This is a genomic window from Flavobacterium luteum, from assembly GCF_008806775.1.
GTDB lineage: Bacteria > Bacteroidota > Bacteroidia > Flavobacteriales > Flavobacteriaceae > Flavobacterium > Flavobacterium luteum.
The window spans coordinates 194,678-215,821 of record NZ_WAEM01000004.1 but is presented as its reverse complement, the minus strand read 5'-3'; the positions used below and the strand labels follow the sequence as shown (position 1 = coordinate 215,821).

General features: G+C 28.5%; 21 protein-coding genes. 1 reads left to right on the top strand and 20 read right to left on the bottom strand.

The genetic code is table 11. From position 1 onward, the window contains the following. From F6464_RS10120 to F6464_RS10025, 20 genes are all read right to left on the bottom strand, one after another. Window positions 1-1,404: a glycosyltransferase family protein gene (locus tag F6464_RS10120; protein WP_151107687.1), complete on the bottom strand. Its 1,404-nt coding sequence runs from the start codon at window positions 1,402-1,404 to the stop codon at window positions 1-3. A gap of 8 nt (window positions 1,405-1,412) precedes the next feature. Further along, window positions 1,413-2,246 carry a GNAT family N-acetyltransferase gene (locus tag F6464_RS10115; protein ID WP_151107686.1) on the bottom strand — a complete coding sequence of 278 codons (834 nt, stop codon included), beginning with the start codon at window positions 2,244-2,246 and terminating at the stop codon, window positions 1,413-1,415. Beyond that, window positions 2,243-2,638: a MaoC family dehydratase gene (locus F6464_RS10110; RefSeq protein ID WP_151107685.1), complete on the bottom strand. Its 396-nt coding sequence runs from the start codon at window positions 2,636-2,638 to the stop codon at window positions 2,243-2,245. The genes F6464_RS10115 and F6464_RS10110 overlap by 4 nt, the downstream gene beginning before the upstream one ends. Continuing rightward, window positions 2,629-3,567: a polysaccharide deacetylase family protein gene (locus tag F6464_RS10105; protein WP_151107684.1), complete on the bottom strand. Its 939-nt coding sequence runs from the start codon at window positions 3,565-3,567 to the stop codon at window positions 2,629-2,631. Before F6464_RS10105 ends, F6464_RS10110 begins: the two co-directional genes overlap by 10 nt. A 79-nt stretch (window positions 3,568-3,646) precedes the next feature. Then, window positions 3,647-4,744, bottom strand: a complete 1,098-nt coding sequence (locus tag F6464_RS10100; RefSeq protein ID WP_151107683.1) for an acyltransferase — start codon at window positions 4,742-4,744, stop codon at window positions 3,647-3,649. A 41-nt stretch (window positions 4,745-4,785) separates the two neighbouring features. Further along, the gene (locus F6464_RS10095) at window positions 4,786-5,652 is read right to left on the bottom strand and encodes an FkbM family methyltransferase (protein WP_151107682.1); all 867 of its coding nucleotides are present in this window, start codon (window positions 5,650-5,652) and stop codon (window positions 4,786-4,788) included. A gap of 9 nt (window positions 5,653-5,661) precedes the next feature. Next, complete coding sequence (gene asnB / locus F6464_RS10090; RefSeq protein ID WP_151107681.1) at window positions 5,662-7,356, bottom strand: asparagine synthase (glutamine-hydrolyzing); 1,695 nt, start codon at window positions 7,354-7,356, stop codon at window positions 5,662-5,664. A 1-nt stretch (window position 7,357) separates the two neighbouring features. Beyond that, complete coding sequence (locus tag F6464_RS10085) at window positions 7,358-8,050, bottom strand: acylneuraminate cytidylyltransferase family protein (RefSeq protein WP_151107680.1); 693 nt, start codon at window positions 8,048-8,050, stop codon at window positions 7,358-7,360. Beyond that, window positions 8,047-9,168 (bottom strand): class I SAM-dependent methyltransferase, encoded by a 1,122-nt coding sequence (locus F6464_RS10080; RefSeq protein WP_151107679.1) that lies wholly within the window; start codon window positions 9,166-9,168, stop codon window positions 8,047-8,049. The genes F6464_RS10085 and F6464_RS10080 overlap by 4 nt, the downstream gene beginning before the upstream one ends. Before the next feature lie 4 nt (window positions 9,169-9,172). Continuing rightward, window positions 9,173-10,333, bottom strand: coding sequence for a UDP-N-acetylglucosamine 2-epimerase (neuC, locus tag F6464_RS10075; RefSeq protein ID WP_151107678.1), 1,161 nt, complete (start codon window positions 10,331-10,333; stop codon window positions 9,173-9,175). Beyond that, on the bottom strand, window positions 10,330-11,337 hold the full coding sequence (locus F6464_RS10070; protein WP_151107677.1) for an N-acetylneuraminate synthase family protein: 1,008 nt from the start codon (window positions 11,335-11,337) through the stop codon (window positions 10,330-10,332). The genes neuC and F6464_RS10070 overlap by 4 nt, the downstream gene beginning before the upstream one ends. A 31-nt stretch (window positions 11,338-11,368) precedes the next feature. After that, the gene (locus F6464_RS10065; protein ID WP_151107676.1) at window positions 11,369-12,271 is read right to left on the bottom strand and encodes a glycosyltransferase family 2 protein; all 903 of its coding nucleotides are present in this window, start codon (window positions 12,269-12,271) and stop codon (window positions 11,369-11,371) included. A gap of 9 nt (window positions 12,272-12,280) precedes the next feature. Further along, window positions 12,281-13,513 (bottom strand): glycosyltransferase family protein, encoded by a 1,233-nt coding sequence (locus tag F6464_RS10060; RefSeq protein ID WP_225318063.1) that lies wholly within the window; start codon window positions 13,511-13,513, stop codon window positions 12,281-12,283. A 1-nt stretch (window position 13,514) separates the two neighbouring features. Next, complete coding sequence (gene wecB / locus F6464_RS10055) at window positions 13,515-14,621, bottom strand: non-hydrolyzing UDP-N-acetylglucosamine 2-epimerase (RefSeq protein ID WP_151107674.1); 1,107 nt, start codon at window positions 14,619-14,621, stop codon at window positions 13,515-13,517. A 3-nt stretch (window positions 14,622-14,624) separates the two neighbouring features. Further along, window positions 14,625-15,554: a glycosyltransferase family 2 protein gene (locus F6464_RS10050; RefSeq protein ID WP_225318062.1), complete on the bottom strand. Its 930-nt coding sequence runs from the start codon at window positions 15,552-15,554 to the stop codon at window positions 14,625-14,627. Continuing rightward, entirely contained in the window at window positions 15,551-16,387 is an 837-nt protein-coding gene (locus F6464_RS10045) for a glycosyltransferase family 2 protein (protein WP_151107673.1), read from the bottom strand. Before F6464_RS10045 ends, F6464_RS10050 begins: the two co-directional genes overlap by 4 nt. Then, entirely contained in the window at window positions 16,378-17,175 is a 798-nt protein-coding gene (locus F6464_RS10040; protein WP_151107672.1) for a glycosyltransferase family 32 protein, read from the bottom strand. The genes F6464_RS10045 and F6464_RS10040 overlap by 10 nt, the downstream gene beginning before the upstream one ends. Continuing rightward, a complete protein-coding gene (locus F6464_RS10035) occupies window positions 17,172-17,906 on the bottom strand; it encodes an FkbM family methyltransferase (protein ID WP_151107671.1) in 735 nt (244 codons plus the stop codon). Before F6464_RS10035 ends, F6464_RS10040 begins: the two co-directional genes overlap by 4 nt. Then, complete coding sequence (locus F6464_RS10030) at window positions 17,893-19,161, bottom strand: ABC transporter ATP-binding protein (RefSeq protein ID WP_151107670.1); 1,269 nt, start codon at window positions 19,159-19,161, stop codon at window positions 17,893-17,895. The genes F6464_RS10035 and F6464_RS10030 overlap by 14 nt, the downstream gene beginning before the upstream one ends. A gap of 9 nt (window positions 19,162-19,170) precedes the next feature. Next, window positions 19,171-20,040 carry an ABC transporter permease gene (locus F6464_RS10025; RefSeq protein WP_151107669.1) on the bottom strand — a complete coding sequence of 290 codons (870 nt, stop codon included), beginning with the start codon at window positions 20,038-20,040 and terminating at the stop codon, window positions 19,171-19,173. A gap of 264 nt (window positions 20,041-20,304) precedes the next feature. Between F6464_RS10025 and F6464_RS10020 the strand changes: the two genes are divergently transcribed. Beyond that, the gene (locus F6464_RS10020; protein ID WP_151107694.1) at window positions 20,305-21,042 is read left to right on the top strand and encodes a tyrosine-protein phosphatase; all 738 of its coding nucleotides are present in this window, start codon (window positions 20,305-20,307) and stop codon (window positions 21,040-21,042) included. The last annotated feature ends 102 nt before the right edge of the window (window positions 21,043-21,144 follow it).

The following is a 21,144-nucleotide window of genomic DNA, read 5'->3' as shown; positions in this document are numbered from 1 at the left end:
TTAATCTTTGTCAATTATTTTTGCAATAGCATCCCAAATGCGTTCAGAGGCTAATTCTGGCGGATGTTGATTGATTTTTTCAAACCATAATTGTGCATTCTTAATTACTTTTTCAGAATCATCACTTAACATTTTTTCAATAGTTTCTGCAATTTCTTCTGGATTATTAATCCAAAAAACAGAATCCTTAGTTGGCATAGATCTAAAGTGAACAAATTGATAGCATTTGAAAATATCCCATTTTGGATTTAATTGAAAATGTTGATTATAATTAAAATAACCACAAGGTTTTTTATGTGCAACAAAATCAAAAACAGTTGATGAGCCTAAATTTACAACCATTTCCGAATGCTCGGCAATACTGCTTAATAAAGTGTCGTCGTCTTTTGTAGGTAAAACAGCATTCCAAATCGACGTTAATGGTTTCCATAGTGGATTAACAATAGTAATACAATCTGAATATTTTTCTAGCACAGCATCGTAACGACTTGAAAAATCAACAGGACATCGTCTGAAAATGATACCAATATTATAGTTTTTCTGGTTCAATTTTTCTACAGCTATTGCTAAATCTTCTAAATACTTTTCGTCGTCAGGACTTGACGTAAAATCATCTCCAGAGTAACAAATATATTTTTTATTAAAATCCAAGCCATACCTTTGGAAAAAAGTATTTCTAGACAATAATTTATCAGAATCAAAGTGTAGTTCAAATTGCGGACTTCCCGTTACTACTATTTGTACTGGCTTAATATATGGATAGTAAAAAAGCAGTTCTTCTTTCATAAAATTACTCCAAACAAAATAATAATCGGTCTCTACAACCATAGTTGCTTTTGGTAAATTATCCCAGGAAAAAATTAAAGAAGCCGTTGGAATATCTAGTGCTTTCGCAGCTAAAAGTGGTGCAACTGTAGTAATATGTCTTTGATTCGTACAAAAAACAATGGAAGGTTTTTCTATTTGGAGAGTTTCTAAACATTGCGAATAATACAATGTTTTTGTTTCATTCTCAATAATTTTTTTTCTGATTCTGAACAATCCTTTTTCTGACGAATGTGTTAGAGTCAGCAATTGAATCAAAATGTTTTTTATTAAATTTTTATAGTTTTTATAAGAAAAAGGGAATCTATATTCGTTATAAACTTTATCATTAGATTTTTTTATATTCAGATTAAGTACAACTTGAACTTTTGCATTTTTATAAATATCTGTTAATGGATGAATTTTAGAATTTTCGATTTTCAATTCTTTGTAACCCATTTCTGCAAGTGGAAATGAAGTTATATTCCAAAAAATAATTTCATTATTTTCAGTTAAAGAATTTTGATAAAAATCGGAATAACCAAAATTTCTTAAACCAAGTCCGTCTGGAAGCAGTATAAATATTTTTTTTTTAGTCATTATTTTTTTTATAAACTACCAATCCTTCCATGATCAGAGTATGATCGATGTACAATAAGGTTATTATCTAATGGTTTTTCTGAAAGAAATGTAATATCACAAAAATAGCCATCAATAATAGGATTTAAACGCCAAGGAACACTGCTTTTATGATCTAAAACCCAACCTCTTTTTTCTATTTCTTTAGTTAATAAATCATTCCAAGATGTAATGTAATCAACCCAAAGATAGCCTAATTTCCATGCTTGTTCTTCTAAAAATGAAATATTTTTAAAATCAACAACTCGTAAACCCCCAACATTCTCTTGACTAACAATTCTTGACCCATCTGATAATTGCAATCCTTTTATAGAGGGTTGCCGAAAATAATGAATGTCTTTTATAACTAAATGATCGACAGATACGTTAACACTTTTACAAACATTTCTAAGAGTAATTTCTTTAATCAAAGGATTAATTTTTACATACCTCACTAAGTTGTAATAACGGTACCATCTCATACTTTTATACATACCTAAACCTAAATTATTTGCTGCAGTTGCAGCAAGTGGATAATATTCTCTAGCAAGACTATATAAATTGGACATAACTCCATTTCCTCTATATTTTTCATCTAAATAGCCGTTGATCATCCAAGCAATTCCGCCACCAAAATTGGCGCCAACATGACCAATAATTTTATCGTTGCTATCCAAACAAATAAAAGCACGGCCATATTTTTCATTGCCATATTGCCATTCCCAAAATTCCTTTTTTTGAAGTGGGTGATTATCTCTATAAATTCTTTTATAAAAAATCTCTAAATTGTCCCAATCTTCAATAGTAGCTTCTCTAAATTTCATATCATTATTTTAAGCCGAGCATTGCCTTCAATTACTATTTCTCCATTTTGATTTTTACAAATTGTGTTAATAAAAACATGTCCATTTGATGATATATCAGTTACTTCTAAAATTGCCGTTATGACATCATCATAATAAACTGGACTAATAAATTTTATATCATGACTTAAATATACACTTCCCGGCCCAGGTAATTCTTTCGCAAATAGTGTCGTAATAAGTGTTAAAACTAATGGCCCATGTACTATTGGTTTCTTAAAAATTGTCTTTTCGGCAAAGACTTCATCAAAATGAATAGGATTATAATCACCAGTTAATTCTGCAAATAATTGAACCCTTTCTTTATCAAATTTTTTAATTTCGATAGCTATTTGACCTATTTTTATTTCCATAATAACTTTTCTTGATAATTTTTACCTCCAATTAAATCATTACAATCATACCGTTTCAAAAGTAAATGATTTTCTCCAAAATGATTGACTCCACGTTCAAATGTAAATCCAATTTTATGACCAACTTCTAAAGCAATATCAGGCACAGGTGATTTACAGGAATCATTATTTCCATATGGATAACTTACTGTTATTAAGTTTTTATGTCCAAAAGAATCAATAAAATTTTTGGTGGTTTCCAACTCCTTTCTTATTTCAGAAGATTTTAATAGTCCCAAAGAAAAATGACTATGAGTGTGACTTCCCAACATATTCAAACTTGACAACTCTACTAACTGTGCATTCGTCATATACAAATCATTAACAACAGTAGATCTATTATAATAATCATCAAATATGACATCGATGATTTTGGTAGTTTGATCCTTAGTAAACTTAAAATTTAATAAATATTTAAGGCAAGCACTATCAAAATCATCATATCTGTAGAAAAGTTTTGCGTTTTTTAAATCCTCTTGAGATAAATCAAAACTATTCTCACTAGACAAATTCTCTATCATTTTTAATAACATTAACGTTGGAATTTGTAAACGCAATAAATGAATTTTATGAACTTGAGAAACTACTTTTTCAATATAATTAATTGAGTTAATAAAATAAACAGCTTGTATTTTCAATTTATCTAAGATTGGCTTTCCTAAAACATATTGTTCTTTTAAACCATCGTCAAAAGTAATTAAAATGTAATTTATACTAGAACTAAGTATAGCATCAATATCATTTATCAAACGAGATTGATTTATAAATTCTCCTATTTTAGCCAACTCACAAAGTTGGTTTTCAAATTCAGTAGGTGTTACTCCAAATATACTTGGATATGGTGCTGAAAAATCTTCTCGAATGTAATGATAGTTACTAACTGTTAGCATAATTTTTAAAATTCTTCAAATATCTATCTTTATTTAAGAACAAAAAAGACAAATTACAACTAAGTCAGACTCAGAAAATTTAATTAATTATAAATAAATGTTTTACAATTGGTATCTTTTTAAAAAGTAATACTATAAATAATGAACTCAGTAAAATAATTGATGCAAAGATAATATTTACTACAATTGTCTGATTAAATTCAATTTCTGAATAAAAAGGCTTTAGAAAATCTCCAATAATGATATGAAGAAAATAGATTCCTAGTGAATTCTCCCCAATCAAATGTATTCCTTTCCCAAAAATCCCTTTATGCTGATATTTTAAAGATAAAACAAAAATAGCGGCAACCAAAATCAATGCAAAAATAGTATCATAACCATACCATACAATATTCCAAATTTGATTTTGTTTTTTGGATACAATTACGCCATATAGAAACAATAAAAGCATTGAAAGTGGTATGGTAATAATTGCAATTAGTCGGTATTTTTTTCTATTAATAAAGTCTTTGTGATAAAATAGTAGCCCGCCTAAAAGAAAATATCCTATAGAATAACCATGCATTCCTCTAAATGGATTAAATTCCTTAAAATGATTTTGAGTTAATTGACTATCCAACATTTTTTGAGAGAGGAAACTTATAACTGTAGCACAATTTGATATAAATGAATTTCCAAAAGTTAATAGCATAACACAAGCAAAGAAAAAATAAAAACTATTTACATTATTTTTAAAAACATGAAAAATAAGTGGAAAAAAAATATAAATACAAATTAAAGCTTCAAGGAACCATATATGATTAATCCAACCATCCTTTAAATAATAAACTCCTTTTATTACTTCTAAAAATGACAATTTTTCGTTGCGAATTATAGAGAGTGCAAGTAACGTAATTATTCCCCAAACAACTGTCAAGATTATGATGTTACCCATTTTAAATATATGATTTTTTAAATCTAAAGAGGACTTATTTAAAAGCAAAGCTCCATTAACAAAGAAGAAAAGTGGTACACAGGTACACAAAATAGATTTGATAAAATAATTAATGTAAGAAATATTGTCATTCCCAATAAGAAAATCTATCTGCAAATAATTAAAATGAAACATCACTACAAAAAAAATAGCTATTGCCTTAAGCAAATCTATAAAATCATATCGTTTCTTAATTTCATTCATATTCTTGTCATATTAAAAACTTGACTAAATCATTCAATACTTTATTTATTTAAGTTTTGATTCACCCCAATGGTCAAATCACCAGAATTAAAAAATGTAAAATTAAATAGCTTCAAAACATCATAAATAGCCTCTCGACAGTTAAACTCATCATGAATTTCTATGGCAATACATTTAGTAATAGCTAAAAATGAGATATCAGAATTAGGATTCGTAAAAATCTCTTTTTCAGAACCTTCAATATCAATTTTTAAAATATCGATGGTATCCCAATTAAATTTTTTTATTAAATAAGAAATTGAAAAAGCTTCTAAACCTGTTTTCTCATGAGTTTCTTCAACTCGAAAACACCAATCGCTTTTATCTCTAAAATCACTAATGAGTTTTAAATTTGAATTTTTACTCCAAATTCCACCTTTTATTTTTTGCACATTTTGAATCGAATTGGCTTCTAAATTAAAACTCAAAATTTCAAAATTAGAATCATTCGGTTCTATACAAATAAATGTGGCATCATCAAAAAAACGAGAAAAATAAAGCGTTGTTAACCCAATATTACTGCCTGCATCAATAATTTTCAGTTCTTTTTTATAAGGAAAATTAGTTTTAAAAGTTTCTACTACAGGTTTATACTCTAAAAAATTAAAGATTTGTGTAAAAACCTCTAAATCGCTTGAAGGCCTTTTCCTTGTTCTGATTATTGATTCCCATTTTGGATAATAAGAATTAAAATAATAATCTGTTTCTTCTTTTAAAAACCCATCAAAACTAATGAGATGAAAATAATAATCATTTAATATTCGCTCTTTTAAAGTAGTTTCAAGTTGAAACACCCTCTTAAATAAGTATCTAAGAATTATCAATCTACTTGAAGAATCTATACGATATAAATGAAATATTTTTTGCATTCAATTTTTTTATTTAAGCAATTGTGAGGCATTTATCCATTGCCAAATATGAAAACTACTTTGATTATTTCCTTTAAAAAACAAATCTAACTCTGTTTGAAGTTCCTTTTTATTAAACCAATTATTGTTTTTCAGTATTTCGATTTCGTCAGTTACCCAATCTTTTAAATCATGAGATAACCATTCTCTTTGCGGTGTTTGCAAAGGACGTTTAGGTGCTAAAATGATATCTTTTTTTAAAAATTTATTAGCTATTTTTCGCAACATCCATTTCTGAACACCTTCCTTAATCTTAAAACTTTCAGGCCTACTAAAAACATATTCTACTAATTCATAATCTAAAAATGGCTCTCTTAATTCCGTTCCGTGAAGCATTGAAATTCTATCATTAAACCTTAAAGCTCTTGGGATTTTAGTTTGAAACAAATCCCTATATTGAAGGTTTAACAAATCATCTTTGAAAGGCTTTTCATAAATAGTTTTAGTATATTTTTTATAAAATTCAATATCTAATACATTAGTTCTAAAAGGGGACGATGTTACTCCTTGAATAATATTTTGCGAATTATTTGTATAATAATCATAACCTGCCCAAGCTTCATCAGAGCCTTGACCATCAAGCAAAACTTTTACACCTTTTTGACTTGCGGCTTGAAAAATCTTAGCATAGGCAATCGTTGGAATTCCGCCATAGGGTTCTGATTGATTTTTTGCGATTTTCAATGCCAAATCTGGAACTTCTTGAGGATTTAAAGCACAAATGTTTAACTTGTAAGGTCTGTTTTCAAGCATCGATTTTACCCAAAAAAGCTCATCATATCTACCATCATTTGTAATAAAAGTAAAGGCTTCTAGTGATGATTTATCAATATCCTGTTGATCAATTAATGCTAAAAGGAGACTAGAATCTAAACCTCCACTCAAATTAAAACCAATAGGCACATCAGCTCTAAATCTTAAATTTACTGTTTTTAGAAGTAAATTTGTAATATACTCTTCTTCGTTTGATTCAAAATGATTTTGTAATTTATGAATTCTTTCTTCAAAAAAATACCATTTTTTTATTTCCAAAGAATTGTTCTTTAATGTTAAAAAATGTCCTCCTGATAATTGATGGATGTTTTTCCAAAACGTTTCTTCAGGTGAACCATAGCTTCCTTCTGAAAAATAATTTAACCAAACTTTATCGTTAGTGATTTTTGGAACACCTGCCGCAAAAAGAGTATTAATTTCGGAAGCAAAAATAAAATTTTGATTGTCAAAAAAAAAATAAAATGGTTTCACTCCAAATCGATCTCTGGCTGCAAAAAGAGTATTATTTTTTTTATTCCAAATGGAAAAAGAGAACATGCCATTGCATTTATTCAAACAAGCTTCACCCCATTCTATATAACTATTTAATAAAACTTCTGTATCTGATTGTGTTTTGAAAGTATATTTAAATTGTAATTCATTCTTGAGTTCAAGGTAATTGTAGATTTCTCCATTAAAAACCAATACATAATTTTTACATTCGCTTATAAATGGTTGGTTTGCATTACTAGACAAATCAATAATACTTAATCTATTATGACCCACAACAGCTTTATTATCATCACAATAATAATCCATAAAATCTGGACCACGGTGTTTTTGGGTTTCTAATACTTGCAAAATATTCTCTTTATTGGCTTTTTGACCAATAATTCCAGCTATTCCGCACATTTTATAAATTGATTTTATTAAGTATTTGTTCAGCCTTTTTCCAGTCTTGCATTGTATCAATATTTACATACAATTCTGGGTCGCTCTCGATGTATGCAATAGATTTTCCGTATAAACTTCCGTTTTTAATTACGTCAGCTTTTGTTATATATATACATCCATCACGATGAAAAGCATTTGGTAATTCTTGCCTTCTTGTAATAATTTGTTCTTCACCAGTAGCAATTTTTAACAAACCGTTTTCTTCTTCAAATGTCCAATGCGGGTTGTACTCATGAGGAACAGGTAAAACACTTACTAGGCTATCTGCTTTAGAATTAATAAACTTTTCGATAGCCTTATCAATGAAACCAATAGCTCTAAACGGATTTGTAGGTTGTAATAGACATACTGCATCAAAAAAGATATTTTGTTTTTCATAAAATGCAAGCGCATGTTGTACTACTTCAAGAGAAGATGATGTATCTTGAGCTAAATCAGCTGGACGAATAAATGGAGGTTTGCAACCCGCTATTTCGGCTTCAATGGCAATTTCGGCATCATCTGTAGAAACGACTATTTCAGTAAGTAATTTTGAATTCTTGGTATCATTAATAGTATATTCTATCAACGGTTTTTTTCCTAAAAGTTTAATATTCTTTTTAGGAACACCTTTAGATCCACCTCGAGCAGGTATTAATCCTAAAATTCTCATTTTTTATTAAATATAAAGCGATTTTCCCCAACTCCAAATTTTTCTTTAGCATACGGAATTTGATTATAAATTGCTTCTACTCTATCGAAATCAGCACCTCTTGTCAATCTTTTTATGTTGCAAGCACCATTCTTTTCTAACTCTACTATTATTTCTTCAGAAGTTAATCGAGTATTAATTGGAACCATAACATGGTCAAGCATATAAAAAACTCTGTTCATAGGAATACCTAACGAACGTAAAACATCTTGAGCAAATTTTTTATTTACATCTTTCATTAATGCTCTTAAAATCTCTATACTATCCCAAAATATTCCTCCTGGATTTTCAATTAAATATTGCCAACCCAATCCCCCTGTTTTCATTACTCTTAATTGTTCAGCTATACCTTTTCTCCAATCTTCGGTATGATGAAGAACACCATTACTATATACAATATCAAATGATTCCTCTTCAAATGGCATATCTAATACGGATGCTTTTATAAAATCTATATTTTCAATACCTGCTAATTGGGCTCTTGTGGTAGCATCTTGCAATCCTATGTCTGAAAAATCAACACCAATTGCTTTTTGAATTCCTAATAGTCTCCAAGCTGATGTATATCTCCCGCCTCCACAGCCTTGATCAAGTACTATTAATTTTTCTTTATCAAGAATTTCAATTCCATTTCGATTTAATCGAGTTTCTAAAAGATTTTTTGCTTCTTTAAAATAGCTTTTATGATCAAATTCTTTAAACAAATTCCCATAATGCTGACCTGTATGAGTTTTCACTTCATCTTGAAAATCTTCAACTTTAGAAAATTCAAAAGAGTTATTGAGCAAAATATGGATATCTTTATTTTTAACTAAATTTTCAGTTGAATTTAATAATTCGTTCAAGACTTCAATAAATAAAGACTTTGGTTTATCATTAGATTTAAAAATACTTTCTGTTTTATGAAATAAAAAAGGTACTGATAGAACTCTAAAATAATCATGGAACTTATCTTTTGGAAGTTGATTAAAAAGTTTCACAACATTTTCAGGAGTCTTTCCATAAATTTGAGACTGAATGCAATCTACAATATCTGCATAACTATTTGTAGAACGAATATCTTTATTTTCAGTTATCATATAGTTAATACGTTATTGTTTTATGAAATTGTAACGGCAAACTTTGTAGTAATTCTGCGATTTTTTTTCCTGCATTTCCTCCACCATAAACTTCAGATTTTGGGCGTTCGGTTTTAACTAAAATATTTTTAACCGCATTAGTAATTTCATCTTCATTATAGGAAACATCACTGCTATTTTGACCTCTATCTCGCCTATTTTGTCTGGTTCCGATATTAATTGCTGGAACACCTAAATAGGAACATTCGCGGATACCAACACTAGAATTTCCTATTAAACAAATGGAACAATTTAGAAGATTTAAGAAATCATCTCCTTCCATATTTTTAAAAAAATGAACATTTTCTAGTGCATACTTTTCTCTATAAGATCGTATTCCAGTTGAAGTACCGTCAGCACCAGCATCAACATTTGGCCAAAACCAAAGCGTTGGCATGTTAATTTTTTGAATCGCCCTTAAAGTAGCTTCAATATGTTTTCTAGAATTTTGGTATTCATTAGTTACGGGATGTTGCATTACAACAATATAACCATTATCTAGATTTGGTTTTGAACCTACTCCACCATATTTCTCATAAGGATTAAAGGTTAATCTATCATTTTTTGAAACTTGTTTTGCTATATCTATTGAAGGACAACCTGTATTGAAAACCATTTCAGGGTTTTCACCCAATTGTATCACTCTATTTTTTGCGTTTTCTGAAGAAACAAAGTGATAATCTGACAATTTTGTTATAGCATGCCTTACTTTCTCGTCAATATTTCCAGTCACTTCTCCACCTTGTATGTGCGCGAGTGGAATATTCATATAAGAAGCTGCAATTGCTGTAGCCATAGTTTCAAATCTATCGGCAACAGTTACTACAATGTCTGGTTTTAAGTTGTCGAAAACCGTCGATAATTCTAAAATTCCGATTCCAGTAGTTTTAGCGGCTGCAGTTAAGTTTTCTCCCTCTAAAACATTAAACACTTTGGCGGCAATTTCAAAACCATCTTTTTCTATATAATTTACGGCACTTCCGTATCGATCAAGTAAAGCAGAAGCCGCAACTATCAATTGAAGTTCCAATTCAGGATGCTCCTTAATTGCTGTTAAAACGGTTTTAACTCTGCTGTAAGATGGTCTTGCTGTAATAACAACTGCTATTTTTCTTTTGCTACTCATTCTATATCTTCTTCATTCAAAAAATCCCATTTCAATTTTTTATACTTCAATTTTTTACCAATTACTTCAATAAAATTTTCAGCCGATATACCAAATCCTTTTGGTTTCTTACTTTCTAAATCATCAAAAGTTATTATATGTCCGTTTGGCAAATCCTTATTTACAGCTAATGATTTTTCGAATATCAATTTCAAATCTTTAAAATTTTCATTATTATTTTTATCAATAGGATGATTTTTAGCCGTATAAATGGTATTTACTGCCTCAACCAATTGTTTTGTTTCTTCTACAGTTAAGGAAGCAATAGCGTCTGGACCGAACATGTCTCTATTAAAAACGACATGAAACTCTAAAATCTCAGCTCCGAGTGCAACTGCTGCAATTCCTGTAGCTAGTTTAGCAGAATGATCCGAAAAACCAACGGGAACTTTATATCTTTCTTTTAATTCTTGAATAACATTAAAGCCATATTGCTCTGATTGTGTAGGATAAGCTGTTGTACATTGTAAGATAGAGAAATTTACTTTTTTATTTTTAAAAAAATCAACTGTTTTATCTAACTCTTCAAAACTACTCATTCCTGATGAAATGATAATTGGTTTACCAGTTTTGGCAATTTTTTCTAGTAACAGAAAATTATTTACTTCTCCAGAACCTATTTTATAGATAGAAATTCCAATTTCTTCTAGCCAATCAACAGCTAGATTACTAAATGGCGAACAAATAAAATCCAAACCAACTTCATCGCAATGCTTTTTTATTTCCTTCCACTGCTTTAAAGTAAACTCCATTCTTTTCCAATAGTCGAACCTAGTTTTATCTTCGTAGGAAAATTGGACACGAAAAGGTTCATGAATACTGCTTTCAGCTTCAGCTATATGCATCTGAAACTTAATAGCTTGCACTCCTGTTTTTGATACAGCATCAATGTATGAATGTAAAATTCCTAAACTTCCGTCATGAGCTTGAGCAATTTCGGCTATAAGATAAGGCTTGTTATTCATGAAAAAACTATTGATATGGAAGTAAAAATAACTATTTTTCTGGTTTCCAGAATATTTTTGTTTCTTTTAATTCTAAATAATTTTGATATTCTTTTTTGGTTAGAGTAGCTTTATTTTTTATTAAATTAGGGATTTTATAAAACACATCAATAATAGCTAATAACAAAGGAATTATTACTTTAAAATTTCCTTTGAAAACTTTAGTTTTGATTTGTATATAAAGTGAATATGTAATTATTCTTGGGATTTTTACAGATGGATAAAACAATAATATTAAAAACCATCCTGAGCAAATTGAACGTCTGTATCGAAAACTAAATTCGTTGTTGTTTTTTGTTCTAGATTTTAAATCTACTCTATGATGTACTAAAATTTCTGGTAAATAATGAACTTCCCAGTTTTTTTTGAATAATTGTAAAGAAGCAAAGTTTTCTTCGCCATAAAACTGAAACCATTCCGGATAATTAGGAATCGTTCTCCATCCAGCGATTCTCCATACATGCCCGCAACCTACATAGGATTGAACCCTACTCGGGATTTCATTAGAAAGTTGGTTTTTTGGCTCCTCTAAACCCCAAAAAATTCTTAATGCTAATAAACCACAATTTGGATTCTCATTAAAATAATTAAGAATTTTGTCTAAAGGATTTTTAGTCAAAAAATGAGCATCATCATCTAATGAAATAGCAAAATCAGAAGTAGTTTCATTAAGCATTTTGTTTCTACAATAGATATAGCCTTTTGAAGTGTCATTTCGTTTGATTTCAACCTCTGGAAAATGAGCGGTTACTTTTTCAAAAGTTCCATCGGTTGATCCATCATCAAATACTACACACTTAACTTTTTCACTAAATAAGTGTCTTGTATTTTGAAGTGTAAGAAATAAATCGTTATATCGATTTTTTGTAGAAATTAAAATTGAAAAATGTATCATATTCAATTTTTATAGATCATCAATTATACCTTTTAAATAATCAGCAGAAAGGTATTTTAATAAATCTTGTCTGTCTAAAACTAAATCGACAGGATTTACTTTCCAAAGTTGATAAAGATTTTCTATTATAGTTGCAATTTTGGCACTATCATCAACTTCAGACCAATACGGATATTTTTCGCCTAAAAGTCTTTTTACTTCACTATAATATGGTGCTAAAGAAATTATTGGCTTATTCGCTTCGACACAATGGGGGAACTTACCAGGAAGAAAAGGGCTAATTTCCGATTTTGATTCTAGTATAATATTAACTGTAACATTTTTTTGAAGTTTATACACTAAATCAAATGGTATAGTGCCATTGTAAATATATATTTCCGGATTATTTAATTGATACTCATCTAACATTTCTGTATGGGATGATGCTGGGCCTATCAATATTAATTTTGAAAATTCTTTTGCATCGGGATTGTTTTTCAAAAATAATTCATACCCTTCTATTAATCCTTTTGGAGGTCTTTGAGGCATTAAATTTCCAGCATGCAATAAATTAAATTTAGTGTTGTCAAAATAATCTGGAAGCACTACATCATTAATTTTATAATCTGCATTTTGATGCGGAATAATAATGCCTGTTTTTGAAAAATCAGGAAAATAACTCCCCATCCATTCTTTTAATAATTGACTTGGAAATGCAGAATATTTGGCTTTTTCAGAAACCAATTTAAAGAATTCCTCTTTTTGTTTGTAGCTTGATTCTACCCAATCGTATGGCCTTGGATAACAATGAAATGGAAATGGGTCATGAACATAAGCCATCCACCTGTCATGAAACTGTGGTAATTTTAAAACTGCATAATGGGGTCTAAAACTTGCGCCTTTACTTAATGTTATTACTAAATCAGATTCAAAATTAATTTCCTTTAATGCTTTATTTATACTATTTGTATCATTAAAAAAAGTAAATGAAAAACCAAAAATCTTTTGTAAAAAGGGTGCTAAATTAATATTGAAATTCCTCCAAATAACCCTTTGTAATCTACTTAAAAAATACAAATAACTGAACTTTATTTCGCGAATTGCAAAGCAGGACACCCCAGATAGTTGTATGTTTTTTAAGGTATAATGATAAACTATAACTTCAAATCCAGCATCAGCAAGATTTTTAATTAATGCTACATTTGCTTTAGAGCCACTACTGTCCTCAACATTAATAGAATCTACTACAATCAGTATTTTCATGTTAGTCGTTATCTAATAAATATTTTAGAATCTGTTGAGCAGCATCACCATTACCGTAGGGATTATTTTTATTTTCATAAATCAGATCCTTATTTAAAATAGCAACAATAGACTCTATTATTTTTTTCTCATCTGTTCCCACTAAAATTGAATGCCCCGAAGTTACACCCTCAGGTCTTTCAGAAACTGTTCTTGTTACAATTATAGGTTTTCCTAATGATGGTGCTTCTTCCTGAATTCCTCCCGAGTCTGTTACAATCAAATAAGATTGTTTCATTAACCAAACAAAAGCTGGATATGAAACTGGTGTAATAAGATGAATATTTTCTTTTTTTGATAATTGATTATAAACTATTTCTTTTACATTAGGGTTAAGATGCACTGGGTATACGATAGTAACATCTTCTCTTTCGGAAATTTTCAAAAGTGCTTTGCATAAATTCTCAAATCCATGTCCAAAATTTTCTCTACGATGTCCCGTCACTAAAATTATTTTTTTGTTTAACGGAATACTTTTTGTCAACTTTTCAATTTCAGGATTTATATAATTCGGCATTTCAATCTTACTGAGTGTCCAAAACAAAGCATCTATTACAGTATTGCCTGTTTCAATTATATTTTTTTGTAAGACCCCTTCGTTTAACAAGTTTTGAGTAGCTAGATATGTTGGTGTAAAATGAATATCCGCTAATCGACTGGTTAATTGTCTATTTATTTCTTCAGGAAAAGGTGATTTTTTATTATAGGTTCTTAAACCAGCTTCTACATGTCCCACTTTAATCCCTTGATGAAAAGCTGCTAAAGCTACCATTGAAGAAGTTGTTGTGTCTCCATGAACTATAACTAAATTAGGTTTCTCTTTATTTAAAACGAAATCAATTTTAGATAAAATGGTTGCACTTAATCCGTTTAAGGTTTGATTGGGTTGCATCAAATCTAAATCATATTCAGGAATAATTTCAAAAAAACCCAAAACCTGATCTAACATTTCCCGATGTTGAGCAGTAACGCAAACTTTTACTTGAAAATTAGTTTTCTTCAGTTCATGATACAATGGAGCCATTTTTATTGCTTCAGGACGAGTACCAAAACAGAGTAGTATTTTCATGAATTATATTTTTTTTTCAATTAATCTTTTATTCCTATATATCATTAATCTGTATGGTAATACTTTGGAGAATACTTGCCATTGTAATCTTTCATAAATAGGTAAATCAAGTACTTTTAATATCTTCATAAATAAATTATATTCTTTAAAACCTATTGATTTTGATATAAAATATCGTTTTAAATAATAAGAAAGTAACTGTCTTTGCTTTAAATTTTGAATTACAAGTAAAATTGCTTTTGTATATGATTCTTTTCTTAAAGGATTGTTATTAAAATACTCTCCCGTATTAGAGTTAGGATGCTTTCTATTATAATACAAAATATTATCAATCATTATCCCGCTAAAACCATTCGTTATTAATCTAATATAGCATTCCCATTCTTCAGCATAGTGTAACTCTTCATTAAATTTATTGCCACTGAAACAACTTTTTTTCCATAATATTGTACAGGAAGCAAATCCTATTTTTTGTGTTACAATGTCTTGAATATCATTTATTGTTATTGGTTTGTTTAAGGAAACAACTTGATTATTTAATTCTGGATGGGTATCTATAAATGGAGATTTACCATAATGACAAAAATCGGCTTTACTTGACTCAATACTACTAAAGCTTATACTCAAATTTTGCGGATGAATAATATCATCGTCATCAAAAAAAATAACATATTCTCCTTTTGACAAATCCAATCCATAATTTCGGCATCCAGGCAATCCTTTTTTATATGTACTTTCTCTGTTAAAGTATCTAAATCTTGCATCTGACTTTAAAAAGGGTTTAATAATTTCAGTTGTATTATCTGTACCTCCGTCATCTATAATTATACATTCCCAATCTTTGAAAACTTGATTTTGAATAGATAATAGCGTTTCTACAATAAAATGAGCTCTATTGTAGGTTGCCATGATTATGGAAACTTTTGGATTCACTTAATACTATTTTTTATAAATCGAAAAGGTCTTAATATGAAATTTCCAAGTTTAAAATCAATTGAATTGATTCTTTTGAGTTCGTTTCTTCTATTTAAATCTATAATAGTTAATAAATTTTCAACTGTTTGATCAAAATACTTTATATATAAATCTTTATGCTTGGTAAAAATATATAACCTAATTTCTTTGTCAAATTTATTTAAGGCTTCCGTTCTCAAAGAAGTTTTATGTTGACGATAAAAAAATAAAGGCTCTTGAATAATTACAGTATTCCAACCGAGTTTACTAATTCGCAAATAAAATTCCCAATCTTCATACCCTTTCTTCATATTCTCGTCATATCCACCTGCTTCAATCCAACATTTTTTTCTAAACATTGAATTTCCTATAGCTGCATTTTGGAATAAAAAATCTTCTATATTTTTTCCATTAGGTTTAAAAATGTCATAATAAGTATTACCCACAAATCGTTTTCCCCAACAACTTACTATTCCAATTTTTGGATCGTCATTAATTACTTTTAATGCTTTACTAATAAAAGTTTTATCGAATTTATCATCCGAATCCAAAGTCAAAATGTATTCGGATTTTGATTTTGCAATACCGAAATTTCTTGCACTGCTTAATCCTCCATTATCTTTATAAAAATATTTAAATCTCGTATCTTTATTACTCCACAAACAAGCAATTTCTTCTGTATTGTCTGTACTTCCGTCGTTTACAACAATGCATTCCCAATTTTCACAATCCTGTTCTATGACCGATTGCAAAGCATCTGGGAGAAACTTAGCATGATTATAACAAGGTATTATTATGGATACTAAATGCATTCTCTTTTTTTTCTAAACAATCGATTATACTTTTGATTGATTCTTTTTTTAAAAATTTTTAAAGAAAACTCAAACAATTCTTTTGCTGAAAAAATTTCGTTTTGAAACAATTGCTCTAACACTTTTTGCCCTTCAATTTCTTTAAGATATTTTTTTAAATAATAAATTTTATGAATGTTGCTTTTATAAGATGTCTCGTCATCATCCCAAGATCCTAAAAAATGATGTGATGCAAAATTTGAAGACAAGTCAATACAAAAATGTGTAGATGGATATATGGCAATATTACAGTCTAATTCTTGAAGTTCATCCTTGTTAGGATTAACTTTAAATTCTTCAATTAATATTTGAGCAACAATTAATGTATTGGTAACCTGTTCGAAATTTTGTTTTTTGTCATAATACTCTAAAACCTTTTTTGGCCAAATATGTTCTTTTTCAGAACCCCATAGTGCAGTAAAAGGAAAACCTATTCTCTCAAAACCAGAAAAAGCTCCATGAGTTAAAAAGGTGTCTAAACGCTGCTTTACTTCAACATCAGTATCTAAATAAATCCCTCCTTGATGGTATAAAACATAAGCCCTAACATAGTCTGAAACAAATGCCCATTTTTTATTTATATAGGCATCTTTAACATATAAATTTATATCTAAGTCAAAGTTAGATTCATTCCATTCGATTATTTCATAACCCGATAAGTATCTATTCCAAGATTGGATACAATGTTTTATTAATTCAGGTTTAGGTTTATTTCCAAACCAACAATAATGTATGGTTTTTGGTATCATACTGATTTTCTCTTTAAATAAAGAAATAATCCACTTGTATATACTTTGTTCCCATTCTCATTAATCCATCTATGACTTGGATGTTGCGCATAATTGATATTTAATTTTAATCCATCCAAAATTTTATTTACCTTATCATCTTCATCAAAATCATCATAAATAATTTGAATACTATGTGTTGATTGAAACTTATCTGTAAAATCACTTATCAAATTATCTTTATAAAATGGATGCAATTCTACAATTATATCTGAATTTTTTTGCCAATTAAACTCATTAGGATTAAGCAATGTTTTTTCAAATCCTTCACAATCCATAAATAACAAATCTATTTTTTTTTCAAATTTTTTAAACTCTTCTGTAGTAGCTTCACCTAAAATTTTGTAATCCGATAAATTATTAATTTCAAACCATGAAGCTATTTTTGGATGTAAGTCTTGAACCATTTCATAGATAAATAAACTATCTGGATTAAATAAATTACTCAAACCAGCTGCATAATAACCATTATTGCCACCAATGATAATAATGTTTTTTATTTTTCTGTTCAATAAATCTGAAAAAACAAAATGCAAACAGGATTCATAAAATCCTATAATTTCGGTTAATGTCAGAACATTTAATAGCTTTTCAGGAATTTTCAATCCTGAAAACGGCCCGAAATAGATTCTATTTCCAAAACATTTTGCAATAATTTGTTTAGTGTCTTTTTTTGTATTACGCAGTCTCATTAATATAAATATTTGGAATAATACTCACTTTTCCTGGCCATAATCCGCTATATTTATTACCTCTTCTGTATCCATCGTCATAAATATTAAAAGCAGTTATTCTTTCCATTTTTTTATAAATTACACCACTAATACTATTAAAGTGGAAATTTACAGTATATAAACCTGTATTAAAAACATATTTTGGCACAACAACATTTAAACTGTATTGTCCTCTTTTTAAATTTATAATTTTTTCATTAATATGATAGGAATTGATGGCAGTTATTAACTCCTCATATTCATTATATATAGCAATACAAAAACCAAAATCTGGATTTGCTTTTTTTATTTCTAATGTCAAAATCATTGTTAAATCTTCTCCATTTGAAATGTTAATACTTTGAACGCCTTTAGAATTTAAAATTTCAAAACTCTTCAATCCACATTCATTATTTTCATATTCAAAGGAAGAAATTTCATCATTAGTCATGTACTTTGTAATGACTTCATCTATTTTATCATCCTTGATTATTTTTCCATGCTCTAGTAAAATTCCTTTGTTGCATAAACTTTTTACGCTTGGCATATTATGACTAACAAAAAGTACAGTTCTACCTTCTCCTTTACTAATATCTCCCATTTTACTGAGACATTTTTTTTGAAACTCGGCGTCACCAACCGATAAAACCTCATCTACAATTAGAACTTCACTTTCTAAATGTGCTGCGACAGCAAAAGCCAAACGAACATACATTCCCGAAGAATATCGCTTAACAGGAGTATCTATATATCGTTCTACTCCTGAAAAATCAATAATTTCATCTAATTTTCGGGTAATTTCATTTTTACTCATACCGAGAATTGCTCCGTTCAAATAGATATTTTCTCTTCCCGTCAATTCAGGATGGAAACCAGTTCCTACCTCTAACAAAGAAGCAATCCTACCTTTAGTTTTAACACCTCCAGTTGTTGGAGCAGTAACTCTAGATAAAATTTTTAACAACGTTGATTTTCCAGCACCATTTTTTCCAATAATTCCAAGAACTTCTCCTCTTTCAACTTCAAAATTAATATCTTTTAAAGCCCATACATAATCACTACTTCCAACTATACTTCTATCATTCGTATCACCTATTTTTAAATACGGATTCTCTTTGCCCCGAATTTGATGCCACCATCGATTTAAATCATGACTTATAGTACCTGTACCAACTTGTCCTAATCGGTATTGTTTAGAAATATTTTCGGCTTTTAAAATTATATTTTTACTCATAGAAATCTTTTATACGGTATCAATAAAACTCTTTTCCGTTTTATTAAAAACTAATAGTCCAACAAAAAAAACTATTACAGTTACTACTGATGTGTATAGCAATCCCAATAGTGTTATTTCTCCAACATTTAACAGCATAAAACGCGTAGATTCTATAACATATGCTAATGGATTGTATCTAACTACCCAAGCATACTTTGGGATTTTATCAACAATTAATGCCATAGGGTACATTACTGCAGACAAGTACATCAATAATTGCACTCCAAAACTAACTAAATAACTAAAATCTCTATATTTAGTGACTAATGAGGAAATAATCATTCCTAATCCTAGTCCTAAAAAACCCATTATAATAATCAATAATGGAAATAGAAGAGTATATTCATTTAAACTAATTTCTGCTCCTTTTATATAGAAATAAATATAGAAACCTATAAAAATAGTAAATTGGATTCCAAATTTTAATAAATTAGAAATTACAATTGAAATTGGCATAATTACTCTAGGAAAGTAAACTTTTCCGAATATTGCAGCGTTTTTTTTGAATGTATCTGAAGTATCATTTAAACAAGAAGTAAAGTAATTCCAAATTGTAATTCCAGCCAAATTAAACAAAAAAGGCGGTGTAGATCCTGTATTAATACCCGCTACACTATTAAAAATAATCGTAAAGATTAATGAGGTTAATAACGGCTGAATTAAATACCAAAGCGGCCCTAAAACAGTCTGTTTGTATACTGTAACTATATCTCTTTTGACAAAAAGCGTTAATAAATCTCTATATTGCCAAACTTCTTTTAGATTAAGTTCGAAAAATTTGTTTTTAGGCTTTATTTCAAATAACCACTCCTCATCGGAATCTTGTTTATGATTCATAGTTAAATATTAAAAAATATATTTTTAATTATATAGATTACAATTTATTAATGATACATTATATCTTTAAACTAAATAAATTGTAAATTATTATTACTTCAAAGGTACTAATTTAAAGGTTATTTGAAGCTATTGATAAAAATACATTTTAGCTTAAATACTAACACTTTTAATATTATAAATATCTATACTTTATAAATATTGATTTTTAAAAAATCTAAACATAATGTAAAATAAATGCTGAATTTTGATTATTTTTGGGAAATGTTAACACTATTTAGACCTAAGATTATACTCAAAGATTTAATTCCTGATAATTATATTGATATTCATTCTCATCTTTTACCAGGAATTGATGATGGTGCTCAAACTATTGAAGATACTTTATTTTTAGTTTCAGAGATGAAAAAATTAGGTATTGAACAGTGCATAACAACACCTCACGTTATGAAAAATGTTTGGGATAATACTAAAATAGGGATTGAGAATAATTTAAACATTACAATTTCAGATTTAGAAATTAAAGCGAAAAATATTCCACTAAAGGCTTCCGCAGAATATTTAATAGATTCAAATTTTGCTTCTTTATTTCAAAATGAATCTTTATTAGTTTTAAAAGATAATTATGTTTTGGTTGAATTATCATATTTAAATGCTCCTATACAACTTTATGAAATACTTTTTGATTTACAGGTTGCTGGTTACAAGCCAGTTTTAGCACACCCAGAGCGCTACAGCTTTTTCTATCATAATTTAAACGAATATCAAAAACTGAAACATTCTGGTTGTTTATTTCAACTCAATTTATTGTCAACTATTGGATATTATGGTATTGAAGCTGCAAAAATTTCTGAAAAATTACTACAAAAAGGAATGATTGATTTTGTAGGCTCTGATATTCATCATAAAAATCATATAGATGGATTTTCTAGAAAAATTTTACTAAAAGATTCACAACCACTTAAAGAAGCAATAGAAAGAAATGAATTTTTTAGATTTTAAGTTTCATACCTTTAAAATTAAAAAAACTGTCAAAATTATAATGTAAGACAATTTTTAATTAAATATATAATTACAAGTTTATATGTTTATTTAAAACATTAA